The sequence below is a fragment of the Allobaculum stercoricanis DSM 13633 genome (assembly GCF_000384195.1).
Lineage (GTDB): Bacteria > Bacillota_I > Bacilli_A > Erysipelotrichales > Erysipelotrichaceae > Allobaculum > Allobaculum stercoricanis.
On record NZ_KB913034.1, the window covers coordinates 1,763,474 to 1,778,443 of the forward strand.

13 protein-coding genes are annotated in these 14,970 nt (G+C 37.4%); 3 read left to right on the forward strand and 10 right to left on the reverse strand.

The window, feature by feature from the left end; translation table 11 throughout:
* Positions 1-611 precede the first annotated feature (611 nt).
* Entirely contained in the window at positions 612-1,310 is a 699-nt protein-coding gene (locus tag ALLST_RS0108205) for a hypothetical protein (RefSeq protein ID WP_019893684.1), read from the reverse strand.
* A gap of 271 nt (positions 1,311-1,581) precedes the next feature.
* On the opposite strand from ALLST_RS0108205, the gene ALLST_RS0108210 reads away from it, so the two are divergent.
* Positions 1,582-2,187 (forward strand): helix-turn-helix domain-containing protein, encoded by a 606-nt coding sequence (locus ALLST_RS0108210; protein ID WP_019893685.1) that lies wholly within the window; start codon positions 1,582-1,584, stop codon positions 2,185-2,187.
* Between the two features lie 176 nt (positions 2,188-2,363).
* Here ALLST_RS0108210 and ALLST_RS0108220 read toward each other — a convergent pair whose 3' ends face one another.
* Positions 2,364-3,554, reverse strand: coding sequence for a MupG family TIM beta-alpha barrel fold protein (locus ALLST_RS0108220; RefSeq protein ID WP_019893687.1), 1,191 nt, complete (start codon positions 3,552-3,554; stop codon positions 2,364-2,366).
* A gap of 310 nt (positions 3,555-3,864) precedes the next feature.
* Between ALLST_RS0108220 and ALLST_RS0108225 the strand changes: the two genes are divergently transcribed.
* Together ALLST_RS0108225 and ALLST_RS10560 are read left to right on the forward strand one after the other, a co-directional pair.
* Complete coding sequence (locus ALLST_RS0108225) at positions 3,865-4,656, forward strand: threonine/serine exporter family protein (protein ID WP_019893688.1); 792 nt, start codon at positions 3,865-3,867, stop codon at positions 4,654-4,656.
* Between the two features lies 1 nt (position 4,657).
* Positions 4,658-5,266 carry a threonine/serine exporter family protein gene (locus ALLST_RS10560; RefSeq protein WP_019893689.1) on the forward strand — a complete coding sequence of 203 codons (609 nt, stop codon included), beginning with the start codon at positions 4,658-4,660 and terminating at the stop codon, positions 5,264-5,266.
* A 74-nt stretch (positions 5,267-5,340) separates the two neighbouring features.
* Here ALLST_RS10560 and ALLST_RS0108235 read toward each other — a convergent pair whose 3' ends face one another.
* From ALLST_RS0108235 to ALLST_RS0108270, 8 genes are all read right to left on the reverse strand, one after another.
* Entirely contained in the window at positions 5,341-6,672 is a 1,332-nt protein-coding gene (locus ALLST_RS0108235) for an MATE family efflux transporter (protein ID WP_019893690.1), read from the reverse strand.
* A 228-nt stretch (positions 6,673-6,900) separates the two neighbouring features.
* Complete coding sequence (locus ALLST_RS0108240) at positions 6,901-7,728, reverse strand: histidinol-phosphatase (protein ID WP_019893691.1); 828 nt, start codon at positions 7,726-7,728, stop codon at positions 6,901-6,903.
* Between the two features lie 170 nt (positions 7,729-7,898).
* Positions 7,899-8,741 carry a DegV family protein gene (locus ALLST_RS0108245; RefSeq protein ID WP_019893692.1) on the reverse strand — a complete coding sequence of 281 codons (843 nt, stop codon included), beginning with the start codon at positions 8,739-8,741 and terminating at the stop codon, positions 7,899-7,901.
* Positions 8,742-8,978: 237 nt separating this feature from the next.
* Positions 8,979-10,232: a glycoside hydrolase family 140 protein gene (locus ALLST_RS0108250; protein WP_019893693.1), complete on the reverse strand. Its 1,254-nt coding sequence runs from the start codon at positions 10,230-10,232 to the stop codon at positions 8,979-8,981.
* The gene (locus ALLST_RS0108255; protein ID WP_019893694.1) at positions 10,207-11,709 is read right to left on the reverse strand and encodes an FGGY-family carbohydrate kinase; all 1,503 of its coding nucleotides are present in this window, start codon (positions 11,707-11,709) and stop codon (positions 10,207-10,209) included. Before ALLST_RS0108255 ends, ALLST_RS0108250 begins: the two co-directional genes overlap by 26 nt.
* Positions 11,706-12,632 (reverse strand): transketolase family protein, encoded by a 927-nt coding sequence (locus tag ALLST_RS0108260; RefSeq protein WP_019893695.1) that lies wholly within the window; start codon positions 12,630-12,632, stop codon positions 11,706-11,708. The genes ALLST_RS0108255 and ALLST_RS0108260 overlap by 4 nt, the downstream gene beginning before the upstream one ends.
* Positions 12,629-13,447: a transketolase gene (locus ALLST_RS0108265; protein ID WP_019893696.1), complete on the reverse strand. Its 819-nt coding sequence runs from the start codon at positions 13,445-13,447 to the stop codon at positions 12,629-12,631. The genes ALLST_RS0108260 and ALLST_RS0108265 overlap by 4 nt, the downstream gene beginning before the upstream one ends.
* A gap of 21 nt (positions 13,448-13,468) precedes the next feature.
* Positions 13,469-14,869: an L-fucose/L-arabinose isomerase family protein gene (locus tag ALLST_RS0108270; RefSeq protein WP_019893697.1), complete on the reverse strand. Its 1,401-nt coding sequence runs from the start codon at positions 14,867-14,869 to the stop codon at positions 13,469-13,471.
* Positions 14,870-14,970: the final 101 nt, after the last annotated feature.

Below are 14,970 nucleotides of genomic sequence, written 5' to 3' on the forward strand. Positions count from 1 at the left end.
TAAAATCTAAAATAGATCAATAATAATGTGAACAGGTATACGAACTGGGATCGATTTAGAAAACGAGTCCTATATGTTTTCAATAAAGTTCCTTATAGTTCGGAACCGATAAAAAGAAATAGCAGAAAAAGCAATGAAGAAATAGGTTGAATTCTTCGCTATAAAATGTTTGAGTCTTAGAAAGACCTCATGAAAATTTACAGGGCATGGTTATCTAAATCTCAACAAATTTTAGAGTCTCTAATTAAAAGGCATCAACTTTCATGCTTAGTCGATGCCTGCTAACGATAGTTAGTTTAAATGATTTGATTAGAAAAATTAACATAACTTAATTTGAGATTTTTTGTGAATAATTCAGGTTTTACATATTTCAAAACATGCGTTTTTTATAAATGTATAGCAGTTTGTCAATTATTCTTAGCAAACTTAAACAACAAATTGATAATAGATACTTCTTATTTTCGATTAGATATATTAAGGACACTAGAAAAATTCCTGCAATTGCACAACGAAATTTATATTTATTTATTTCTACAAAAATCTCTCCCTTAATTCTAAGATATTTTTGTAGATAAAAATCAATTATGATTAATACTGCAGTTATCAAAAGCTTAAAATGGTTTACTTCCATACCACCATGACCCTATCTTGTTATAACTATGGTACATCGTTTTATTCTTTACTGTAAAATTAACTTTGCTATCTTGATAACGATACGCTATTTGAGGCCATGATGCTTCACCAAACTGTACTGGATCTTTTGTTCGATACAATTTGTATGAAAAATTTCCTGAACAATAATATCCAGCCGTTAGAGAACCCAAACCAACAGCTCCAGCCCAATTGCTAATTACGCCTGCGATACTTGGTAAAGCAAGACCAGTAAGTGAAGCTACTGCAATTACTCCGCCAATTACTGTTGCAATAGCACTGATACTATTCACAACTTCATCAAAAGAAATGCTTTGAGTTGTCATATAAATAGGTGTATAAGCACCAGTTGCATGTTGGAGGTTGCTTTCTACTAAGCTTGAGTCAACAAATTGTTCAAATTTTAAATTGATATCTTTTCCATTTAAAGTGGCTGTTTTGTCTTTTCTGTCATAGACAAAAACATTTTTTTCACCTTTCTCAGTGAAAGATTCATAAATAATGAAATCATTATCAATATTTGTATTAAAAGTCATTGATTCCCCAAGGATTTTTAATTCTTCTGTTTTATTGAAACCAATAGCGTTTACTGAACTTTCTGAAACCGTTGAAATCATTGATAATGATAAACACAAAGCGTACATAAACATTTTTTTCATATAGATACATCTATCCTCCTTTATTCATTTATGTCCACGTGAAATACAAAGTGAAAATATCGTAAATAAAGCATTACTATTATTTATCATTTTATCATACTTATATTTGATTAAAAGTTTTGTTTCTATAATTGATAAACATTTTGAAACAAAAAAATAATTTTCGCAAAGTGTAAAAGTAAATTCCACTCAATAGACAGTGGATTTTACTCTTACAATCTATCATTCTGTGATTGTCTACCCCCTCTGTAACTTAACGGAGGTAACGATCATGGCTAAACAAGCACATCTCACTCTTGAAGAACGCAAAATCATTGAAGTTGGTTTAAACAACGGCTCCACTCGAAAATCCATTGTCGATACTCTAGGCAAAGACAAATCAACAATCTGTAAGGAAGTTAAAAGACATACCGTAAAAAAGCCATACAAGTCCTCATTCGGCCGAACAAAAGGAACTTACGATTGTATCCATATCAGCCAGTGTGGATTCAATCATTACTGTCCAGAGGCTTGTAAAGAAAAGAAAGTGCCTATCCCCTGCAAGAGCAGAGTTCGCGCGGTTGGTGTGTGTAATGGCTGCAAATTCCAAAGAACGTGTAAACTCGACAAGTGTTTTTACTCAGCCGAACAAGCTGACTCTGAATATAAATACACACTGTCAGACAGCCGGCTAGGCGTGAACATGACTTCATCACAAGCGAATCAGATGGCTGAAACTGTAAAAGAATGCCTGAACCGAAATGTTGCTCCTTATGTCATCATTCAACAACATCCTGAACTTGGAATCTGCGAAAAAACGCTTTACAACTACATTGAACAAGGCGTTCTTCCTGGTGTAATGAACCTGGATTTACATAAAAAAGTTTCATGGAAATAAGATTATAGAAAAATAGCGAAGAAATAGACTGAACTTTTCGCTGTAAAATGTTTGAAGTTTAGAAAGACCTCATGAAAATTTAAAAGCAAGGTTATCTAAACCCCAACCAATTTTAAAGTTCAAAAAAAGCCACACATTTGCGTGTGGCTGATCTTTCACTTTGCGAAAAATACTCATTATTTCACTTCTAAAGAGAACAAATCGTTTCCTTTTAATTCATCTAAGATAAAGAGTTCTTCGGCAACGATATGTCCAACTAAGTTTCTTTGACCATCGTTTTCCATCGGTTTCATGACGATTTGAACTTCACCACCATAATGACGGCAATTATCATTAACGATCACGACATCCCCTTTTTCAAAGAATGGTTTTTCGACTGGACGAACATCAATTGTTTTTCCTTTACATAAGAAGCGTGGGAAACGAGAACGTAACATATAGTTCAAAGAGTCCCCAGAAACGCTATGTAATGGGAAATCAAATAACATTTCTTTTTCCAGATCGCTGACGCCTTCTTCTAAAACCATTGTTAAAGGAATACGTGTTAAATCGCCAGAAGGTAAAATTTTTCTCACTGCTGCAAGCATGGCATCTTCTTCCACATTTGGATCATAAGATTCTAAATGGAAATAGATTTTATTCATCATGTTTTGAATTGCATCTAATTCTGCCTCGGAAGCAAATGCGTTTCCGATCAATGCTTCATCCACTGATTTTAAGGCAACCATATGTTTTAATTGCGTTTCAATTGGGATATTTCGATGTTCTTCAACTGTAGGTAATCCATCCGATACTGGCCATGGTCCATGTGTTCCTTTTTCTTGGGAGCTCATAAACATTGCTACTGGATAATCAGCAAGTTGGAGGTTTTCTTCTTTTACATCTTCTAATGCTGGGCAAGTATAACGTTGTGGATAGAAGTTATGACAAGTGCAAATGTTTTTAGGATTTCCTCCATTGGCAACGGCATTGTCGATAACACCTTTCATGTAGGTGTTGAATTCGATCATAATGCCTTCATTGTTATTGACGAGGATTGCATCCCGTTCGTCATAGAAAGGGGCATCCATGCGTAAAACATCGATTCCCATTTCTTTAAACACGGATAGGTCATCTGCTTTAGCACCCATCATTTCAAAGAATGCGGAATTGACATCTCCATCTACTTCAAAGCCATAGCGATGCGCAATTGTTGTGAAGTTTTTAAAGTAATTAATGATTTCTTCTTTGGTTCCTTGGACGGAGAATAAAGAAGTGAACGCTTTTGTAAAACCACGTTCGCTTGCCATCTTTAAATAAGATTCAATATCTTCTAAACTTTCTTGTTCTGGATATAAAGAAAGACCTAAACGAATTTTTTGACTCATATTCAATTTTCCTTCTCTTTCTATAGGTTCTTTTCTGCATCATCATTTCGATTTTGTTCCCTTTGTGATGCCTTGTTCGAACACTCATTGCTTTCAGTATAACGAACGAGCCTCTATATTTTAACCCCTTTCACCACAATCTCCATATACCGATTTTTTTATTTTTTTTAGCGACCCTACCTTTTATTCGTTCTTTCTTTTAGATGAAATCTCATTTTTGTTTACAATTCAGATACATATTTGGATTGAATTCCGTATAATTGATACGCACCAACGATTATTCAAATCGTGATTTTATGAGGGTTTTTACATGGAAATTTCTACACCAACTGCCTCTGAACTTGCGCGCACTAAAGCGCAAGAAGGGGTATGTGCTATTTTACGTGCTGGAACACTTTTAATGAGTAGTGGTGCAGAAGTCTATCGTGTGGAAGAGACGATGACCCGCCTTGGTCATGCGATTCCTGGCGTTGATTCCTGCATTGCTTATGTCACTGTTACAGGCATCATTTGTTCTATTGAATATCAAGGACAAACGGTCACCCGCATTGCGCGTATGAAAGATTCAAAACGCAATCTGTCCATCGTCAATGCGATTAATGATTTATCCCGCAAATCTGAACTTCATCATTATTCAGCAGCCGAGATTAATGAACATCTCAATCAAATCGATAACTTACCCAACTACTCCGACTTCACAACCGCTTTATGGGGTGCAATCGGGGCTGCCGGGTTTGTGATTTTCTTTGGAGGAACGCTGATTGAAATGGTCTTTGTCTTCGGAATCGGCTTAATTACCCGTTATTTATCGGTCCTTCTCGATCGATTAGCAATCAACCCTTTTATCGTCAATGCCTCTTTATCGCTCATCATTGCGATTCTTTCAGTGATTGCCCATCTCATTTATCCACCTTGCAATGTGAATACAATGATCATTTCCTCCATCATGTTGTTGGTTCCTGGACTGATGATCACTAATGCTTTACGAGACTCCGTTATGGGCGAACCACTCTCAGCACTTGTTTTATTAACAGAATCAGTATTAGTCGCTTGTGCCATTGCCCTTGGCGCAATTGCCGGCTTGTTTATCATGGGGTACTAAAATGGATGCGCTATTTTACCAATTAATCTGGAAAGGTTTGATCGGAGCACTTCTCCCTTCCATCGGCTTTGGCGTTTTGTTTAACGTCCGTGGCACTTCCTTATTATTAGCCGGACTAACCGGCGGCATTGGCGGATTCATGTATCAGCTGTGTTTGTATTGTGGCTTTAATGATTCCATTGCCAATTTCATCGCTGCTGTCGCTTTAAGTATTTGTGGCGAAATCTTTGCGCGAAAAATGAAAACAACTGTTTCAACATTTACTGCCGTTGCCTTGATCCCTTTAGTTCCTGGTGGTGGTGCTTATGAAATGATGGTCTATTTCTCGCAAGGAAATACTCTTGCCGGTTTAATGAAAGGCGTTCATGTCTTATCTGTTTCCGGCATGCTTTGTCTTGGCATTTTGAGCGTTTCAACAATTACCCGCTTTTTCTTCTATTCCAAAAGAAAACTCGCCACGACAAGTGAACGTCTACAACAAAAAATAGCTTTAGGACAAACAAAATCTAAAACATCCATGCAAGAGATCGAAATCCCTATCGATTATTCTTTGCAAAGTGATTTTGAACAAAAAGAGTTATTGAACCCCGACAAAACGACAAAACCTTAACGATTAATCTATACAAAAACGCCACTCTCTTCTATTGAAAAGAAGTGGCGTTTTTATTTGGATTCTATTTTTCTTTAGAAATAAGAATAGCGTTTTCTCATGCCAAAAAGGAAGGCTAGACTGACAACTAAAGCAAGTGCTTCGGCTACAACCGTTGCACTCCAAATTCCATTTATGCCAAATAATTGCGGCATAATCAAAATCGATCCAACTTGGAACACAAATGTTCGCAACAAAGAGATCAATGCCGAAACTGGACCGTTGTTTAAAGCGGTAAAGAATCCTGAGGCAAAAATATTCATTCCTGCCATTAAGAATCCTAAACAATAAATACGGATCGCCATTTCGCACATTTCCATCAAGTGATCTGAATACGAAACGAATATTGCACTCAATTGCCAAGATCCCATGTAAGCCAGACTTACCGTCATAACCGAGAAAATAGCGATCAACGAAATCGATTTGACCAATAAGTTTTTTAACTCTTTAGGCTTTTTCGCACCATATTGATAGCCAACGCAAGGGGCAATGGCCATCGAATATCCTAAAAAGACAGAGGCGAAAAGGAATGATAAATACTGAATGACGCCATAAACGACAACCCCATCCGGTCCTGCCATTTTCATCAAAGACAAGTTATATAAAAGAACAATTAAGTTCATCGAAACAGTTGAAACCATTTCGCTCAAACCATTAAAGCTTGCTTTCCCTAATTCTTTAAAGCGCCATTTAAATTTCGTGAAATGGATATCCGCTTCTTGATGTTTCCAAAACCACCAAGTTGGAATCGTTGCCCCAATTATCCAGTTCATTCCCGTTGCTAAAGCAGCGCCAAAAACGCCCATTTGGAAGACACCCACAAAAACGTAGTCCAAAATCATATTGGATAGCCCCGTAATAATCGTAATGCATAAACCTAACTTTGCTTTTCCTACAACAATCAAAAAAGATTGATAGCTATTCGATAAATACATAAACATTTGCATCGCCAACAATGGGACACCATAAGCAATACAACCGGGAATCAAATCTTCCGTTGCTCCAACTAAATGACAAATCGGAACAATCATCGCAATCGTAATCGCCGAAACGACAATCGCTAAAATGACTTCGAACACCATAATCATGGTGAAGTACTCACATGCTAATTCTTTCTTTTGTTCGCCTAGTGTTTTAGAAACAAGCGCTGTTCCCCCGGTTCCAAACATAAAACCGAATGCCCCAAGCAAACCAACTGCTGGCCAAATTAAGTTTAGTGAAGTAAATGCGTCTTTCCCTGCTAAGTTAGAAACAAAAAATCCATCTACGATCGTGTAGAGGGACATGAAGACCATCATCACAACACTCGGAAATGTGAATCGCAATAATTTCGAGTATGTAAAATGGTCAGAAATTTTAAGCTCCATATTGAGATTCCCCTTTCTTTCTTCATTTTGTGCTCTTACAAGATCTTCTTATCTAAAATCGAACACAAAATCAAGCCATTCAAAAATAGTCGCTTTCCTAGTCTAACATTTCCAACGATTAAGACAATCCCTAATTGTAGGCATTTTTACCTTATTTAAGCCTTAATCATAAAAAAGACCTGAATCAATCTAAACGATTTGCTTCAAGTCTATTTTGTTTTGTTCATTCTATTTTTCGTAGGATTCAATGGGTTCGCAAACAAATCCATCCTTCGTTAATTTCATTAATGAATGAAATCCCACTTCTTTAGCTCGTTGAATGCACTCATCCATTGCACAATCCAAATACTCGCGATTATGGCAATCTGTATCGATCACCAATTTAGCATGATGATTAGCCATATACTTTAACAGCTGAGGTGCAGGATAGGGAGTCAGACGATTTTTCCTAGCGATTGCACCAGTATTCATCTCGAAGATGAATCCTTGATCAATTCCTTTTTGAATCGCATGAAAGGCACACTCTAAATACCAAGGATCATCGAATTTAAAATAAGTTTCTTGTTCATTGAACTTTGTGATCAAATCAATATGGCCCACGATATCAAAATGTTGCTCATCCATCATATCTTCGATACTTTGATAATAAGCTTTGACCATTTTTTGAATATCGCCATCATAAAATTCATCCCGAATTTGTTCGAATATTTCCGGAGTCTCATCGATCGGAATTGCACGATCCCCTTTTTTCATATAATGGACACTGCCAATTTTATAATCGAAATCTGCATCTTCAAATGGCGCCATGCTGTCTTGTTCAATGCCTAAATAGATTTCGATTTGATCTTTGTATTGTTCTTTCGCCGCAAGAACTTCTTGTTTATATTGCTTTTGATGTTCTGCACTCATTGAAGTAGGAGCAAGGGGTTTATTCGTTCCGTGCCCCGAAAAACCAAGTGTTGTAAAACCTTTTGAAATGGCGCTCTGAACCATTTCTTCTACGCTGTCTTTGCCATGGTCCAAACAAGTATGGGTATGTAAGTTTTGTTTCAACATATCGCTTGTCCTCTTCTTTCTATGTATATAGAAAGTAACAAGTCCAAGCCCAAAACAAAAGTATTTTCATTTTGTTTTCTGAAATTTGTTACATTTTCGTCGTAAAAAAATCCGAAGAGAAACACATTCCCTTCGGATGATTCCCTATAAATTTATGAAATGAGCGCGTTTTACATTTCAATTGCTTGGAAGGCCATGCAGCCTTCACCACCATGAACCATAAACATCGCATCTAGTACTTGAACAACAATATTCATGTTTGGATATTTGGCTTGATACCAATCTTTTGCTTTTTGAGCGACTTGTGGATTATTGGCATGTGTAATATACAATGTCCAATTTTCATTCATTCCTTTTGATTCCAGGAAGCGATCAAATGATTCAAAAACTTTTTTCCAAGTCCGGGCAACACCATGTACTTTCAATGTACCTTCATCGCCAATAACAGCAAGAGGCATCACTTTTAATAAGTTTCCAGCAACGGCAGCAGATTTAGGTAAGCGTCCACCACGAACAACATGATTTAAATCTAAAACGCAAACACCACTTGCGACGTGTTTTGTCGCTTTCGTTAAAGCCTCAACAATTTGATCGAGTGTGCAACCTGCATCACGCATTTCTAGTGCTTTTAAAACCATATGTTGATGCGTTCCACAAAGTGTCGTACTGTCAAATACAGTCACTCGAGATGGGTCATCACAACTTTCTTTGGCCATCAATGCCGATTGATGTGTCCCCGACATTTTATCCGTAATTGTAATATCTAAAATTTGATCGTCTGGATTTTTTAAAATCTCATTATATAATTCCATCTTTTCACCAACAGAAGGTTGTGAAGTAGAAAGTTTAACTGCATCTTTTGTTAATTCAGTGAAATTTTTAGAATCAATTTCTTCGTAATCACGATAGCTGTTTTGGTCTGCTACGACATGTAAAGGTAAAGAGTTAAACCCTTTTTCTAGCGCTTGTTCTTGAGAAAATAATGAAGATGAATCCGTAATGATTTTAATCATAACTGTCCTCCCTGCATGAAATATATTCGTGGTTTTTATAGTCAATTGATCTAGTATTCAAAACTAGATATATCCTACCAATACATTGCATATTAAGCAAATGTAAAAAACGACCATAAAGAAAGAACATGCAATTTTCTGTCTTCGTGAACCAAACCCCAAAAAAAAGCACCCAATATCTTGGATCAAACTCCAGACTTGGTTGCTTTATTACTATATATAGGAATAAAAATAAAATTATTTTGAACTTAACTTACCGATATATAATGCATCCTCACTAAATGGATGCATAGAAATACAAGTGAGAAGTCCTTTTTTCTCTACAGACAAATCAGCTACATTTTTATATTTCAAATCAATTGCAATAAATTCATAGTCTTGATCTAAGTTCAAACGAACTCGTGTATTACAAGGGACATAGATCAGTAATTCCCCTTTTTGATCCTTAGCGACACGAATATCTGTTGTTGCATTATCCAACATATCTTGTCTTGGAGTAATGGAACGTTCTTTCATTATTCGTGCCAAGAAACCGTAATCCCACGCCCCAGGAAAACTCATTGCTTCTTGCCATGTTTTTGGTCGGTCAAATCCTTCTCCTAAAAGGGATCCAAACTCTTTTTTCGTCTTGTGCCAGCTGTAAATTCCCGCAGCTCCATAAGTTACCCCAGCGCTAGCTCCAGATAACACACTGACCCATGCAGCACGACGAACATCATATTGCTTCCATCGTCCATATTGATTTCCTGAATAACCCATTTCTTCATAACAAGGTTCTGAGTTGATCAAAGGTTTCACCAGTGGATATTCTTTTTGCATTTTTTCGCTTAACGAATATGGCATTGTTAAATCTTTTGCGTTATGACCACTTTGATAAAAGCGAATATCGATTAACTCTTCCAATTCTTTTGGAATGTAGGAATAACGTCCTTTAATATGCGTCGTGAACAAATGCTTTGGCGCAAGTTTTCTTAGTTCTCTAGCTGTTTCAATATAGTACTTTTCTGTTTGTTCTGATGGAAAATCAGTATCCCCACTCACAATATAGATTGGATCTAAATCGGAGAATGTTTCATGTACTTTCTTGACATATGGCTTGATAAATTCAAAAGGCAGAATTCCTTTTTTGAACATATTGCTTGCCCATGTTCCTGGGACGTAATTACACCACATCACGACAAGGGCTAATTCAAACCCTTCTTCTTTTGCTTGAAGAAGCATTTCTTTTGCGTGTTCGAAATAAGAATCATTCAAACACATTGGATCATCATCGATAAATGGTTTCCAATCTAACTCCGTTGCGGATGCATCCCATTGTGGAAGAATGTTAATTTGAAGGGTATTGAATCCCTGCATTTTTCTTTTTTCTAGATAATAGTCCCATTCTTCATCTGTGATATTTGTAAATGCGGACCAACAAGTATCTGCTAAGTAGAAAAACGGTTTTCCGTCTTTGAGAAAGTTTTTATGATCGTTTGTAATCGTCAACATGAAAAGCTCCCTTTTTCCTTTCTTTTTGAACTCTTTCAATAGCATCGTACCATCTTTCCATCCGCACTCTCCATAGTTCATTGGACATTCGAGGCACATATTCAATGTAATCTCGATGGACAAAAAGACGTTCTTTCGAATACAGACCTGCACTCATCCCCGCAAGATATGCAACACCAATTGCGGAAAGTTCTTCTTGTTTGCTGACACGAACAGTACTGCGTGCCATATCTGATAAAAACTGCATCAAATATTTATTTTTAGTTGGTCCACCATCTACTTTCACTTCCCGTAAAGGTAAATGACTATCACTTGCCATTGCATTAAGAATTTCTACAATTTGATAATCAATACTTTCTAATCCTGCTTTAACTAATTCTTTTTTTGTGGTTGTGCGACTCATTCCTGTTAACATTGCTCTTGCATTTTCGTTCCAATAAGGGGCTGACAAGCCCGAAAAAGCTGGAACTAAAATTGTTTCGTCATGAGGATTTGCTTCCAATGCGTATTGTTCAGATTGGGCACTGTTATCAATAAGTCCCAAATCATCTAACATCCAAGTAATCACTGCTCCACTATAGTTAATGTTTCCTTCAAAAACATAATTTGTTTGACCGTCGATTTGCCAAGCTAGGGAGGTTGTTAATCCTTGTTTACTTTCTTGATACTCACTTCCGATATTCATCATGATCGAGCTTCCCGTACCAAAAGTTGTTTTTACATTTCCTTTTTCATGACACCCTTGTCCAAATAAAGCCGCATGAGAATCTCCCATTACGGCATGAATTGAAACAGAATGAGGTAATACGCCATCTAAATCCGTCATGCCAAAATTGGCATTAGAATCACAAACTTCTGGTAACCATTTTGGATCGATTCCAAAACGTTGACATAATGAATCGGACCATTGCAGCTTATGAATATCAAACAATTGTGTTCTAGAGGCATTTGATACATCTGTCTTGAATTGACCTGTCAGTTTATAGACAACCCAAGTATCTATTGTTCCAAAATGAAGATCCTCTCGATTTTGAAGATCTAATGTATCTAAATACCATCGTATTTTACTAGCCGGGAAATATGCCGAAAGCACTAGCCCACTTGTTTTGCGAACTTGTTCTGCCTCCTCTTCACTGAAGTTTAGATTTTCCAAAGTCGAAGCAGATCGGCTGCATTGCCAAACGATTGCATCGGCTAAAGGCGTTCCTTGTCCATCAAAGAGAACAGTTGTTTCTCGTTGGTTAGAAATACCAATTGTCACAATATTTTCCGGATCAATTTTTGCTTTTTCGATCACATTTCGGCTTGATTCGATGACGTTATGATAGATCTCCTCTAAGTTATGAGAAACATAACCATTCTCATCAATCAGTTGTTTATGTTTACAATCTGCACGGGCGATGATTTGACCCTCTTGATCAAAAAGAACAGCTTTTGTCCCTTGAGTACTTTGATCAATGCCTAATACGTATTTCATAACGCATTTCTCACTGCCTTTTCAATGCCATCTGCATCTAAGCCATAATATTGAAATACCTCTTTATTCGTTCCTGAAATCAAATGTTCATCTGGCAAATAAATTTCAATCAGCTTTTTTGGTAAATGATGGCAAAGTGTTTGCGCCACGCGACTTCCCAGTCCACCATATTGCGAATGTTCTTCTACAGACACCACTAAATCAACATCTTTAGCTTGTTCAAGGAGTGTTGCTTCATCAAATGGTTTCAAACAATACATATCGATGACACCTGTGGAAATTCCGTCTTTGTTTAAACGCGCCGCTGCTTCTTTCGCATAGAAAACCATTTCGCCATTTGCGACAATTAAAACTTTACTTCCCGAACAAAGAACATTCGCTTTGTTAAGAACAAAATCAAGATTTCCTTCATATACATCTGGAGAAGCACTACGTGATACACGAATATACGCAGGTTGATCATCTTTGAGCAATTCTTGCACTAAACAACGAGTTAATTGAGCATCACTTGGGCTATAAACACGCATTCCTGTTAACGCACCCATTGCTGCATAATCTTGGCAAGAATGGTGCGTCATTCCTAGTGCACCATAGCTGACACCACCAGAAATCCCAATGAGTTTTACATTCGTTTGCGAGTAGGCAACATCGACTTTACATTGTTCATAACTGCGCGTCGTTAAAAAACTAGCTGGAGAAGCGGCAAACACTTGTTTATGACAAGAAGCAAGACCTGCAGCAATACCAACAAGGTTTTGTTCCGCAATCCCCACTTCAACAAATTGATTTGGATATGCATTTGCAAATGGAGTTAAACTTGCCGATCCACGCGAGTCGGAACAAGCCACGAACAGATTGGCATTATTTTGGGCTTCTTCGATTAATACATCACAGATGACTTGACGATTGCTTTGCGTACTCATGCTAATACCTCCTCAATTTCGGACATTGCTTGTTTATATTCTTCTTCACTCATTACTCCATGGTGCCATTTCACCTGATTTTCCATAAAGGAAACGCCTTTTCCTTTCACAGTATGAGCAATGACTAAAGTTGGTTTTCCTTTTACTGTTCTTGCTTTTTGATAAGCAGAAACTAGTTGACCGCAATCATTTCCATCTTGGACTTCGATTACATTCCAACCAAATGCAACAGCTTTATCGTGAACGGATGCAGTAGACATTACTTCATCCGTTGTTCCAGAAATCTGTAATCCATTTAAATCAAGTGTTGCGCAAAGATTATCGAGTTTATATTGGCTTGCCGCCATAAACGCTTCCCAGTTAGATCCTTCTGCCAGTTCTCCATCGCCCAAAACAACATAAGTGCGAAAATCTTTACGATCTCTTTTTGCTGCAATCGCCATCCCAACGGCAATAGATAAACCATGGCCAAGAGATCCAGAATTGATTTCAACCCCATTTATATCCGTGTTTGGATGTCCGATAAATGCAGATTGATACTGAGAGAATGTTTCAATCGCTTCACGACGATCAAAAAAACCTTTCATTCCTAGAACTGCATACAGTGCATCCGCACAATGACCTTTACTTAATAAGAAGCGATCTCGGTTATCATCTTTAAAATTTTCTGGTGTCACATTCATTTCCGCATTATAAAGAACATTTAAAATATCAATGACAGACAAATCCCCACCAATGTGTCCTGCCTTGGACAGCCACATCATTTCAAGAATATCTTTTCTGAGCTCATAGCTTTTTCTTGTCAATTCATTCATTTTCAATCCCTCTTTTATGCTTTATTCGCCACGGATATATGCACGAATTTCTTCTTCATTATCATCATAGAGATCAGCTTGAACGCCGATGTATTTACATGCTTCATATAAAACTGGAACAACATCCTTATGAATACCCACACAATGATGGATATAAGGGCCTTCTACGATTTTTGCTTCAAGACGTTTCCAATTTTTTACCTCAACCCACATGTACGTGCCTTTTGTATAAGGACCTTCAATCCCTTTAGCATTCCCCATTAACATGGAATATTCTCCATTATCGCCATCAAAGCGACATAGTGTTAATTCACCCAATTTTGCTGGTGCTTCAACAGCTCCTGGATGATCAAACGCGAGTGGGTATCCGATTGTAGGTTTACAAGAAGCACAAGAAATTGGCCATGGCCCACAATGCTGTAATAATTCACCGTTTTCATTATCTGGATGACGAACTGTCCAATCCGCAAAAAACGTCCGGTTATCGTTCATCCCCGCAGCTTCTGCCATGATCGCTGTAATTGCACCATGGATATCCGTTTCACAAACAACAGGGAATCCTTCTTCATTTAATAAGCTATTTGCGGCACATGGCATGATCCCGATCTCTTGTTGTAACGCATTCCAACACTGAATTGCGCCTGCACAACAGCCATATTGATCTGCTAGATGACGGATAGCCCATTTTAAACGTGCGATTTGTTCTAATGCTTCATCTTTCACTTGAACACAAAAATGGTCACGGCAGTATTCAATGATTTGATCCACTTCCTCTTGATCGGCTTTTTTCATCGTTGCTGTCAATTCTGCTAGTGGAATTGGTGAAAGTTGAATATTAAATCTTTCGAGTAATTCCCCTTCATTACACATCGTGCTCCAAAAATCGAATGGTCTTGGTCCAATTTGTAAAATACGAATATTACGGAACGCTTTAACTACGTTACAAACTGCTAAGAAATTTTTGATTCCCCGCTCAAATTCCGGATTCTCTAAATTGCAGTTGCAAAGATAAGTGAATGGCACTTTGAAGCGACGTAAAACTTTTCCAGTAGCAAACAACCCACATTGGCTATCTCGTAAGCGAATTCCTTTTTCATCCGGACGTTCATCGCGTGGTCCCCAAAGAAGCACAGGAACATTCAATTCTTTCGCTAATCTTGCCACCTCATATTCCGTTCCAAAATTGCCATGAGGAAAGAACAAACCATCAATTTTTTCTTCTTTAAACTTTTGCGCAATCGCAATTCGATCTTGATCATCATGGAGTAGTCCATCACTTGCGATATCATCAATGTCGACAAATTCAACTCCTAATTCCTGAAGACGATTTCGCGTTTTATTCGCGTATTCTTCCGCTGCTGGTGCGGAAAAAATTGAACGTCTTGTTGGAGCAAGTCCAATTCTTACAACTGCATGTTTCATCTTGGTTGTTTCCTTTCTTTTGAATAAATTCAATTTATTGTTCAATAATGTTTCGATATTTCTTTTTTTTATTTGCGATTTGAATACTGCTCTTCTATGAT

Bases quoted from the DNA above. Each gene is read 5' to 3' on its own strand.
- ALLST_RS0108205 (WP_019893684.1), bottom strand. From the start codon at position 1,310: ATGAAAAAAATGTTTATGTACGCTTTGTGTTTATCATTATCAATGATT.
- ALLST_RS0108210 (WP_019893685.1), top strand. From the start codon at position 1,582: ATGGCTAAACAAGCACATCTCACTCTTGAAGAACGCAAAATCATTGAA.
- ALLST_RS0108220 (WP_019893687.1), bottom strand. From the start codon at position 3,554: ATGAGTCAAAAAATTCGTTTAGGTCTTTCTTTATATCCAGAACAAGAA.
- ALLST_RS0108225 (WP_019893688.1), top strand. From the start codon at position 3,865: ATGGAAATTTCTACACCAACTGCCTCTGAACTTGCGCGCACTAAAGCG.
- ALLST_RS10560 (WP_019893689.1), top strand. From the start codon at position 4,658: ATGGATGCGCTATTTTACCAATTAATCTGGAAAGGTTTGATCGGAGCA.
- ALLST_RS0108235 (WP_019893690.1), bottom strand. From the start codon at position 6,672: ATGGAGCTTAAAATTTCTGACCATTTTACATACTCGAAATTATTGCGA.
- ALLST_RS0108240 (WP_019893691.1), bottom strand. From the start codon at position 7,728: ATGTTGAAACAAAACTTACATACCCATACTTGTTTGGACCATGGCAAA.
- ALLST_RS0108245 (WP_019893692.1), bottom strand. From the start codon at position 8,741: ATGATTAAAATCATTACGGATTCATCTTCATTATTTTCTCAAGAACAA.
- ALLST_RS0108250 (WP_019893693.1), bottom strand. From the start codon at position 10,232: ATGTTGACGATTACAAACGATCATAAAAACTTTCTCAAAGACGGAAAA.
- ALLST_RS0108255 (WP_019893694.1), bottom strand. From the start codon at position 11,709: ATGAAATACGTATTAGGCATTGATCAAAGTACTCAAGGGACAAAAGCT.
- ALLST_RS0108260 (WP_019893695.1), bottom strand. From the start codon at position 12,632: ATGAGTACGCAAAGCAATCGTCAAGTCATCTGTGATGTATTAATCGAA.
- ALLST_RS0108265 (WP_019893696.1), bottom strand. From the start codon at position 13,447: ATGAATGAATTGACAAGAAAAAGCTATGAGCTCAGAAAAGATATTCTT.
- ALLST_RS0108270 (WP_019893697.1), bottom strand. From the start codon at position 14,869: ATGAAACATGCAGTTGTAAGAATTGGACTTGCTCCAACAAGACGTTCA.